Annotated in this window: 7 protein-coding genes and 3 tRNA genes; 2 read left to right on the top strand and 8 right to left on the bottom strand. The window is 60.9% G+C overall.

Annotated features, from left to right (window positions below):
- Together QN397_RS22485 and QN397_RS22480 are read left to right on the top strand one after the other, a co-directional pair.
- On the top strand, positions 1–1,840 hold a 1,840-nt coding region (locus QN397_RS22485; protein ID WP_323501952.1), incomplete at its 5' end, for a GNAT family N-acetyltransferase.
- Between the two features lie 65 nt (positions 1,841–1,905).
- Complete coding sequence (locus QN397_RS22480) at positions 1,906–2,283, top strand: TraR/DksA C4-type zinc finger protein (protein ID WP_323501951.1); 378 nt, start codon at positions 1,906–1,908, stop codon at positions 2,281–2,283.
- A 27-nt stretch (positions 2,284–2,310) separates the two neighbouring features.
- Here QN397_RS22480 and QN397_RS22475 read toward each other — a convergent pair whose 3' ends face one another.
- The 8 genes from QN397_RS22475 to QN397_RS22440 all read right to left on the bottom strand — a co-directional run bounded on the left by QN397_RS22475 (position 2,311) and on the right by QN397_RS22440 (position 9,207).
- Entirely contained in the window at positions 2,311–2,766 is a 456-nt protein-coding gene (locus QN397_RS22475) for a hemerythrin domain-containing protein (protein WP_323501950.1), read from the bottom strand.
- A gap of 156 nt (positions 2,767–2,922) precedes the next feature.
- Positions 2,923–2,996 (bottom strand) — tRNA-Cys (locus QN397_RS22470).
- Between the two features lie 66 nt (positions 2,997–3,062).
- Positions 3,063–3,138 (bottom strand) — tRNA-Gly (locus QN397_RS22465).
- A gap of 51 nt (positions 3,139–3,189) precedes the next feature.
- Complete coding sequence (gene lon / locus QN397_RS22460) at positions 3,190–5,640, bottom strand: endopeptidase La (protein WP_187052309.1); 2,451 nt, start codon at positions 5,638–5,640, stop codon at positions 3,190–3,192.
- Between the two features lie 10 nt (positions 5,641–5,650).
- A complete protein-coding gene (gene clpX, locus QN397_RS22455; RefSeq protein ID WP_187052310.1) occupies positions 5,651–6,916 on the bottom strand; it encodes an ATP-dependent Clp protease ATP-binding subunit ClpX in 1,266 nt (421 codons plus the stop codon).
- 105 nt (positions 6,917–7,021) lie between these two features.
- Entirely contained in the window at positions 7,022–7,633 is a 612-nt protein-coding gene (gene clpP / locus QN397_RS22450) for an ATP-dependent Clp endopeptidase proteolytic subunit ClpP (protein ID WP_187052311.1), read from the bottom strand.
- A gap of 147 nt (positions 7,634–7,780) precedes the next feature.
- The gene (gene tig, locus QN397_RS22445) at positions 7,781–9,094 is read right to left on the bottom strand and encodes a trigger factor (RefSeq protein WP_323496971.1); all 1,314 of its coding nucleotides are present in this window, start codon (positions 9,092–9,094) and stop codon (positions 7,781–7,783) included.
- Positions 9,095–9,120: 26 nt separating this feature from the next.
- Positions 9,121–9,207 (bottom strand) — tRNA-Leu (locus tag QN397_RS22440).
- Positions 9,208–9,246 lie beyond the last annotated feature (39 nt).

Genomic DNA, 9,246 nt, shown 5'->3' with positions numbered 1-9,246 from the left:
GGCCATCGTCACCAACGGCGGCGGCCCGGGCGTGCTGGCGGCCGACTGGGTCAACGAGATCGGTCTGCAACTGGGCAAGCTTTCGGCCGAATCGGCGCAGAAGCTGCAGCCCCATCTGCCGGCACTGGCGTCATTGACCGACCTCATCGACCTTTCCGAAGAGGCCGAGCCCGCGCATTACAAGGCTGCCATCGAAGCCGCTGCCGCCGACCGCCAGATCGACGGCGTGCTCGCCATCTTCTCGCCCAAGCCGGGTGCCGATGCCGCTGCGGTCGCGCGCGTGCTCGCCGACATTCCGCGGCCGATGAGCAAGCCGCTGTTGTCGTGCTGGATGGGCGATGCCACCGTAGGGCCCGCGCGTGAGGTGCTTTCCGAAGCGACGATCCCAACCTTTCGCACGCCCGAAGCGGCGGTCGGCGCGTTCGGCAACATCGCATCGTTCTATGAAAACCAGTTGATGCTCCAGCAGACGCCACCGCCGTTGTCGGCGCTGGCCAAGCCCGACATCGAAGGTGCGCGGCTGATGATCGAAAGCGTGCTCGCAGAACGGCGCAAGGTGCTGACAGAAATGGAGTCGAAAACGCTGCTGTCGGCCTTCCACATTCCGATCACGCGCACCCTGCTGGCACGCAGCGCCAACGAAGCCATGATGATCGCGACGCAGCTCGGATTTCCGGTAGCGCTCAAGATCGATTCGCCCGACATCAGCCACAAGTCGGATGTCGAGGGTGTGGCGCTCGACGTGATGAACGGCGCCGGCGCGCGCGATACGTACACCGACATGATGGAGCGCGTGGCGCGTCTCGCACCCGACGCACGCATCAACGGCGTGACCGTGCAGAAGATGGCGCGGGCTCGGCGCGGGCGCGAGATCTACATCGGCCTGGTCACCGACGAGCCTTTCGGGCCGGTCATCGTCTTTGGTGCCGGCGGCACCATGATCGAGCTCCTCGACGACCGCGCAATGGAGCTGCCGCCACTCAACCAGTTCCTCGCGCGGCGCCTGATCGAACGTTCGCGGGTGGCCGAGACGCTGGGTGAGTGGCGCGGTGCGCCGGCCGCAGACATGGAGGCGCTGGAGCAGGTCTTGCTGCGTGTCTCCGAAATGGTGTGCGAGCTCCCCGAGCTGCGCGAGATGGACATCAATCCGATCATCGTGGACGCGTCGGGTGCGGTGGCGGTCGACGCGCGCATCGTCATCGGTCACATGAATTCGCAAGCGACGGGGCCGCATGGCATCAGCTACAACCACCTGGCCATCCTTCCCTACCCGGCACGATATCGGCGCGAGTGGTCCTTGCCTGGGGGTGCGGGTGGCAGCAGTGGCGTTGCCGGCGGTGTCTACACGGTGCGACCGGTGCACCCCGACGACGCGCAGATGCTGCAAAACCTGGTGCAGCACCTGTCGCCAGAGAGTCGGTGGTTCCGCTACGTGTCGCACTTCCGCGAACTGCCGGCGTCGATGCTGTCGCGCTTCACGCTGATCGATTACGACCGCGAGATGGCGCTGGTGGCCGTGATCCGCGAACGCACGGTCGATACCGCCGGCCTGGCGACCGAAACTGAACGCATCGTCGGCGTGTCGCGCTACATCACCAACCCGGATCAGACGAGCTGCGAGTTCTCGCTGGTGGTGGCCGACGACTTCAGCGGCAAGGGACTCGGTTCACGGTTGATGGAAAGCATCATCGATGCGGCGCGAGACAAGGGGCTCGCAGAGATTGAAGGGCTGGTGCTGGCGGAGAACGCGGAGATGCTGAAGCTGATCAAGAGGCTCGGCTTCGCGGTCAAGCGGTTTGCCGATGATCCAGGTTTTCGATTGGTGACACTCACGCTGTAGCGGCGACGCCGCGCCGCTTGATTTGGATCAAGCAGATGCCATGGCCGTCTGGTGATACTGCGCCGGTGCCTTTTGCGGGCACGCCAAAAGACGGAGTCACCATGAGCCATATGAGTCCTGAAGACATGCGGGCCTTCGTCGAACGCCTGGACATTCTTCGACGATGGGCCGTCGCGCACGACCGCAGGAAGCTGGCTGCGCTGCTGGACCACGAAAACGACGCGGCGCATGCCGACGATGCGAAAACCGCTGCCTGCGCGGCGGTCAAGGTCCGACGTCCGACGCTGGCCGACATCGAGCACGCACTGCAGCGAATCTCGATCGGCCGATATGCCCTTTGCGTGGATTGCGAACAGGTTATTGCGCGTGAGCGACTTCTGATCCAGCCGGCCGCTGTTCGATGCGTCGTCTGCCAATCCACGCTCTCCACAATCGCGCGCTAGGCCGCACGCATCGACACCGACTGGCGTTCAGTGGCCTGTCGGTTCCAGTACGGTGAAAGCTGCGCAAGCCGGTGAAGTCGCTGAAGTCGCCGGATCGAAGCGCCTGCCACGCAAATGAAGCGCCAGAGCCGCGTCCATCGTCTGCACGTGTTTGACGTACCAACTCCTGAGCTGTCGCGTCATCTCGCGCACTTGCAGGAACCGTCTTTCGCGTGCATGGACTAGACCTTCGCGCATGACTTCCAGCACAACGCGATGCTGCACGATGTGATCTTTCCTCGAAGCAAAACCGCTGGATTGCATCCAGAGATCTTCACGCGCGAAATGGTTGGTCGTACAGGCCACGAGATCGCTCCACGCCAATGCAAGCTGCGCATCGTCGGCCACGTCCACGCGCTCGATCAGGTACACGAACGCCTGGTGTTCACGGTCCATAAAAGGCAGGCCCAGCACAAGCGAATCCGACCAGTTCAAGGCAGCCATTCGGTTTCCTTTGAATGAAACCGTCAAGGCTATGCATGCCTCGCCGCAGGGGTTTTGACCTGGGACAACATGGGTCGTAGCGACGCCAAAGAAAAAGCGCGAAAAAAGAAAAGCCCGGAAGGCTCCGGGCTTTGATTCGCTGCATCAGCGTTTTTTTGGAGGCGCGACCCGGAGTCGAACCGGGCTACACGGATTTGCAATCCGTTGCATAACCGCTTTGCTATCGCGCCAAAAAGAACTGTTCGAAAACAACCTGCGAAAAAAAGGGAAGCATGTAGCTTCCCTTTTTCAAAACTTGGAGCGGGATAAGAGACTCGAACTCTCGACCTCAACCTTGGCAAGGTTGCGCTCTACCAACTGAGCTAATCCCGCGTTTCGAGCCTCAGATTATACAACAACTTTTGGCTCTCTGGCAAGGCTCGATCAATGTTTGATCGAGCCTTCCGTGGGCGCTGCAGCCGGCTGCGCAGAACGCTGCTTAGCCAACTCGGCGACCGCTGCGGCAGAGGCAGCGACTTCTTCATCGGACAGCGGCGTCGGCATCCTCTCGAGAGCGATCTCGAGCACCTTGTCGATCCACTTCACCGGCACGATCTCGAGCCCGTTCTTCACGTTCTCGGGGATGTCCTGCAAGTCCTTGGCGTTTTCTTCCGGGATGAGCACCGTCTTGATGCCGCCACGCAAGGCAGCAAGCAACTTTTCCTTCAAGCCGCCGATGGCAGTCACTTCGCCGCGCAAGGTGATCTCGCCGGTCATCGCGACATCGCCACGCACCGGAATGCCCGTCAACGCCGATACGAAAGCCGTCGTCATCGCGGCGCCGGCGCTCGGGCCGTCCTTCGGCGTCGCGCCATCGGGCACGTGGATGTGGATGTCGCGCTTCTCGAACATCTCGTCCTTGATGCCAAGGCGGCGCGCCCGGCTGCGCACCACCGTGCGTGCGGCCTCGACCGATTCCTTCATCACGTCGCCGAGCGAACCCGTGCGTGTGATGACGCCCTTGCCAGGCATCGTCACCGCTTCGATCGTGAGCAGATCGCCGCCCACTTCGGTCCATGCGAGACCGACGACCTGGCCGACCTGGTTCTGCTTTTCAGCCAGACCGAAGCTGTACTTGCGCACGCCCAGAAAGTCGTTCAGGTTGCTGCCGTCAACAGTCACCTTCGGCGTCATCTTCTTGAGCAGCAGGCCCTTGACGACCTTGCGACAGATCTTCGACAGCTCCCGCTCGAGAGAGCGCACGCCGGCTTCACGCGTGTAATAGCGCACGATGTCGCGCACCGCTTCTTCGGTGATGAGGAGCTCTTCGTCCTTCACGCCGTTGTTCTTCAACTGCTTGGGCAGCAGGTACTTCAGCGCGATGTGAGTCTTCTCGTCTTCGGTGTAGCCCGAGAGACGAATGACCTCCATCCGGTCGAGCAGTGCCGGCGGGATGTTCATCGAATTCGAAGTCGCCACGAACATCACGTCGGACAAATCGAAATCGACCTCGACATAGTGGTCGCCGAAGGTGTGGTTCTGCTCGGGGTCGAGCACTTCGAGCAGCGCGCTCGACGGGTCGCCACGGAAGTCGGTGCCCAGTTTGTCGATTTCGTCGAGCAGGAAAAGCGGATTGCGCGTCCCGATCTTGTTCAGGCCCTGCAGCACCTTGCCCGGCAGCGCGCCGATGTATGTGCGGCGATGCCCGCGAATCTCGGCCTCGTCACGCATGCCGCCCAGGGCCATGCGCGTGTACTTGCGGCCGGTCGCTTTCGCGATCGACTGCCCGAGCGAAGTCTTGCCGACACCTGGAGGGCCGACCAGACACAGGATCGGCGCCTTTACCTTGTCCACGCGTTGTTGCACCGCGAGGTATTCCAGGATGCGGTCCTTGACCTTGTCGAGCCCGTAGTGGTCTTCGTTGAGCACCGCCTCGGCATTGGCCAGGTCGTGCTTGATCTTGGTCTTCTTGCTCCACGGCAGGCCGACCAGCACGTCGATGTAGTTGCGCACCACTGTCGCCTCGGCTGACATCGGCGACATCAGCTTGAGCTTCTTGAGTTCGCTCTCGGCCTTTTTCAGCGCCTCTTTCGGCATCTTGGCGAGCTTGATCTTTTTCTCGATCTCCTCGATGTCAGCGCCGTCTTCACCTTCGCCCAGCTCTTTCTGGATCGCCTTGACTTGCTCGTTCAGGTAGAAGTCGCGCTGGTTCTTCTCCATCTGGCGCTTCACGCGGCCACGAATCTTCTTGTCGACGTTCAGGATGTCGACTTCGCGCTCGAGTTGACCATACAGGTTTTCCAGGCGCGCCTTGATGTCGTCGAGGTCGAGCACAGCCTGCTTGTTGTCGAGCTTCAGTGGCAGGTGTGCGGCGATCGTGTCGGCGAGGCGACCCGGATCGTCGATGCTGGAAATCGACGTGAGGATCTCGGGCGGGATCTTCTTGTTGAGCTTCACGTACTGGTCGAACTGCTGCATGACCGCGCGGCGCAATGCTTCGACTTCGGTGCCCTTGGCGGCGCCTTCGACCGCTTCGATCGGGCTCACGTTGGCCGAGAAGTGGGTCTCGCTGTCGTCGATGCGGTTCACGCGTGCGCGTTGCTGGCCTTCCACCAACACCTTCACGGTGCCGTCTGGCAGCTTGAGCATCTGCAGGATGGTCGAGACGCAGCCGACCTCGAACATGTCTTCGACAGAAGGCTCATCCTTGGCCGCGGCCTTCTGCGCCACCAGCATGATGCGGCGCTCGGATTCCATCGCGAGTTCGAGCGCCTTGATACTTTTGGGTCGGCCCACGAAAAGCGGGATGACCATGTGAGGAAACACCACGACATCGCGCAGCGGGAGCAGCGGCAGGTCGAGGGCATCGGATGGCAAGGGGATATGACCGGACATGGAAATCCTTTTAGGCCTTTTTCGCTGCTTCGCGGTACACGAGCAGCGGGGGCTTGTTTTCATCGATGGTCGATTCCTCGACCACCACCTTGTCGACATTGATCGCGTTGGGCAGTTCGAACATGGTGTCGATCAACGACTGTTCAAGGATCGAGCGCAATCCGCGGGCGCCGGTCTTGCGTGCCAGAGCTTTGCGCGCAATCGCCTTCAACGCCGCCGGACGAATCTCCAGGTCGACGCCTTCCATTTGCAGCAGCTTGGTGAACTGCTTGACCACCGCATTCTTGGGTTCGGTCAGGATCTGAACCAGCGCGTCTTCGCTGAGTTCAGCCAGCGAAGCGATCACCGGCATGCGGCCGACCAGCTCGGGGATCAAGCCGAACTTGATCAGGTCTTCGGGTTCGACTTCGCGAAACACATCGGTCAGGCTGCGTTCCTTCTTGCTGCGCACCGAGGCGCCGAAGCCGATGCCCGAAGCCTCGGTGCGGTTCTCGATGACCTTTTCAAGTCCGGAGAAAGCACCGCCGCAGATGAACAGGATATTGGTCGTGTCGATCTGCAGAAAGTCCTGGTTCGGGTGCTTGCGTCCGCCTTGGGGCGGCACGCTGGCCATCGTGCCTTCGATGAGCTTCAGCAGCGCCTGCTGCACGCCCTCGCCCGACACGTCGCGCGTGATGGACGGGTTGTCCGACTTGCGCGAGATTTTGTCGATCTCGTCGATGTAGACGATGCCGCGCTGTGCTCGCTCTACTTCGTAGTTGCAGCTTTGCAGGAGCTTCTGGATGATGTTCTCGACGTCTTCGCCGACGTAGCCGGCTTCGGTCAGCGTGGTGGCATCGGCCATCACGAAAGGCACGTCGAGCATGCGCGCCAGCGTTTGCGCCAGCAGCGTCTTGCCCGAACCGGTCGGGCCGATCAACAGGATGTTGCTCTTGCTGAGTTCGACCTCTTCGCCCTTGGACTTTTCCTTGTGACGCAGACGTTTGTAGTGGTTGTACACAGCCACCGACAACATTCGCTTCGCCGGCTCCTGGCCGATCACGTAGTTGTCGAGGTTGGTCTTGATCTCGAGCGGTGTCGGCAGATCGTTGCGGGCGTCGCGTGCTTCTTCGCCGGCGGGCAACTCGTCGCGGATGATTTCGTTGCAGAGGTCGATGCACTCGTCGCAGATGAAGACCGATGGCCCTGCGATCAGCTTCTTGACCTCGTGCTGGCTCTTTCCGCAGAACGAGCAGTAAAGCGTTTTTTCGCTGGAAGAGCCTTTTTTGTCGGCCATGCAGGTGCCTCGTAACTGGGATTTATCAATGATAGCGAAACAAAAACGGCGTTCCCCGTGTGGGAAACGCCGTTCGTTGCCGTGGCGCGTCAGCGCCGCGAACGGTTACACACCGCGTTTGGAAATAACCTGGTCGACCAGGCCGTATTCCTTGGACTCGTCGGCCGTCAGGAAATAGTCGCGTTCGGTGTCGCGCTGGATCTTTTCGAGCGGTTGACCGGTGCGCTCGGCAAGAATGCGGTTCATCTGCTCACGCGTCTTAAGGATGTCGCGTGCATGAATCTCGATATCGGTCGCCTGACCGCGTGCGCCGCCCAGCACCTGATGGATCATGATCTTGGAATTGGGCAACGAGAAGCGCTTGCCCTTTTCACCGGCTGCCAACAAAAACGCGCCCATGCTGGCGGCAAAGCCGATGCACAGGGTGGACACGTCGGGCTTGATGAACTGCATCGTGTCGTAGATCGCCATGCCGGCGCTCACGCTGCCGCCTGGCGAGTTGATATAGAACGAAATGTCCTTGTCCGGGTTCTCGCTCTCGAGGAACAGCAACTGCGCAACCACCAGATTGGCGGTCTGGTCGTTGACCTCGCCCACCAGGAAAATCACGCGCTCTTTCAGCAAGCGCGAATAGATGTCGTAAGACCGCTCGCCGCGGCCCGACTGCTCGATGACCATCGGAACCATGCCGAGGCCTTGAATTTCTTGTGCGCTCATGAATTTGCTCTCCGAATAAGGGGTTCGTTCGTAATTCGTCATTGACTGCCACTGACTGTACGCCTCAGTGAAATGGGGCTCGTACCGCAAAGCACAAGCCCCATTTCCGTCCCCGCTCATGCAGAGAGGGCAGCTCTCAATCAGCGATCAGTTTTGCTGCGCCATCAGCTCGTCGAACGAAACCGACTTGTCGGCGACCTTGGCCTTGCCGAGCACGAAATCCGTCACGTTGTTCTCAATGACGACAGCTTCGACTTCGGCGAGACGGCGGTTGTCGCTGAAGTACCAGCGCACCACGTCGGCCGGCTTTTCGTAGCTGGCGGCCAGCTCGTCGATATGGGCTTTGATCTGCTCCGGCTTGGCTTGCAGTTCGTTGGCACGCACCAGCTCGGCGACGACCAAGCCCAAGCGCACGCGGCGCTCGGCTTGCGGACGGAACACGTCGTCGGGAATCGGTGCCTTGTCGGCGTCCTTGATACCGCGCTGCTTGAGCTCGGCACGGGCGCCTTCGACCATGCGGTCGACTTCGGCCTGCACGCTCGAGTTGGGCAGGTCGAGCTCGGCATTGGTGATCAGCGCGTCCATCACGGCGTTCTTGTTGCGCGCCAGCAAACGGAACTTCACTTCACGTTCGAGGTTGCGCTTGATATCGGCACGGAGGCCTTCGACGGTGGCTTCGGCGATGCCGAGCGACTTGGCGAGTTGTTCGTTGACTTCTGGCAGGTGCGTCGATTCGATCTTCTTCACGGTGACCATGAAGTCGGCCTGCTTGCCGGCCACATCCTTGCCGTGATAGTCGGCCGGGAAAGAGAGCGGGAAGGTGCGGCTGTCGCCGGACTTCAAACCACGCACCGCGTCTTCGAATTCCTTCAGCATCTGGCCTTCGCCGATGATGAACTGGAAGTCTTCGGCCTTGCCGCCCTGGAAGGTCTCGCCTTCGATCTTGCCTTCGAAGTCGACCGTCACGCGGTCGTCGTCTTGCGCTGCAGCGTCGATGGCGCGCTGCGCGAAAGTGCGGCGCTGCTTGCGCAGGATGTCGAGGGTCTTGTCGATCGAGTCGTCGCCGACTTCGGCGGTGATGCGTTCGACTTCAGCACCGGCCAGGTCCTTGATCTTGACTTCAGGAAACACCTCGAAAATCGCGTCGAAAGCCAGTTCGCCTTCAGGCGACTCTTCCTTCTCGGTGATGCGCGGCTGGCCGGCAACACGGAGTTTGGCTTCGTTGGCGGCTTGCGAAAAAGCCTCGCCGACCTTGTCGTTCATCACTTCGTAGTGAACCGAATAGCCGTAGCGCTGGGCCACGACGTTCATCGGCACCTTGCCGGGACGAAAGCCGTCCATCTTGACGGTACGGGCCAGCTTCTTCAGGCGCGAGTCGACTTCGGACTGGATGGTGCTGGCCGGCAAGGTCAGCGTGATCTTGCGTTCGAGCTTTTCGAGGGTTTCAACGTTCACGGTCATCGGACTCTTCCTTTTGATGGGGTTTCTGGTGCGCGGGGCCGGACTCGAACCGGCACGTTCTTGCGAACGTCAGGACCTAAACCTGGTGCGTCTACCAATTTCGCCACCCGCGCGATCAGGTGAAATGGATGCGAAAACGGGCGGCCTCTGAA

Source organism: Variovorax sp. RTB1 (assembly GCF_035018765.1).
Taxonomy (GTDB): Bacteria; Pseudomonadota; Gammaproteobacteria; order Burkholderiales; family Burkholderiaceae_C; genus Variovorax.
Note: the sequence above shows the minus strand (reverse complement) of the source record. Positions and strands in the feature narration are given on the sequence as shown.

Coding starts and splice junctions, on each gene's coding strand:
- QN397_RS22475 (WP_323501950.1), bottom strand. CDS start 2,766: ATGGCTGCCTTGAACTGGTCGGATTCGCTTGTGCTGGGCCTGCCTTTT.
- lon (WP_187052309.1), bottom strand. CDS start 5,640: ATGTCCGGTCATATCCCCTTGCCATCCGATGCCCTCGACCTGCCGCTG.
- clpX (WP_187052310.1), bottom strand. CDS start 6,916: ATGGCCGACAAAAAAGGCTCTTCCAGCGAAAAAACGCTTTACTGCTCG.
- clpP (WP_187052311.1), bottom strand. CDS start 7,633: ATGAGCGCACAAGAAATTCAAGGCCTCGGCATGGTTCCGATGGTCATC.
- tig (WP_323496971.1), bottom strand. CDS start 9,094: ATGACCGTGAACGTTGAAACCCTCGAAAAGCTCGAACGCAAGATCACG.